The sequence below is a fragment of the Streptomyces sp. STR69 genome (assembly GCF_024519455.1).
GTDB lineage: Bacteria > Actinomycetota > Actinomycetes > Streptomycetales > Streptomycetaceae > Streptomyces.
Genome location: NZ_JALJRY010000122.1, coordinates 1 through 259, shown reverse-complemented (window position 1 = coordinate 259; position 259 = coordinate 1). Strand labels below are relative to the sequence as shown.

Genomic DNA, 259 nt, shown 5'->3' with positions numbered 1-259 from the left:
CCTGGCCGGGGCGGACCGCGAGGTCCACACCGTGCAGGGCACGCACATTGCCGTAGGACTTGCCCGCGTTGCGGAGCTGGACGAGGGGATGATCCCCGTCCGTGGACGGCGTGTCGGTCAGGATCGCGCCGTGGGTGCCGGTCGTGTTGTCGGTCATCGAGGTCACCTCCGGGTCGCGGTGCGCTGCACCCACAGATTGATCATGACGGCGCCCAGGAGCATCACGCCCAGGAACGCCTTGAACCAGTCGGGGTTCCAG

1 protein-coding gene and 1 pseudogene are annotated in these 259 nt (G+C 68.3%); both read right to left on the bottom strand.

Annotated features, from left to right (window positions below; translation table 11 throughout):
* Positions 1-157 (bottom strand): annotated as a pseudogene (locus OC490_RS49240) (sugar ABC transporter ATP-binding protein); the annotation flags it as partial.
* A gap of 5 nt (positions 158-162) precedes the next feature.
* Positions 163-259 (bottom strand): sugar ABC transporter permease (locus OC490_RS49235; RefSeq protein WP_262064582.1); only part of this gene is annotated, 97 nt, incomplete at its 5' end.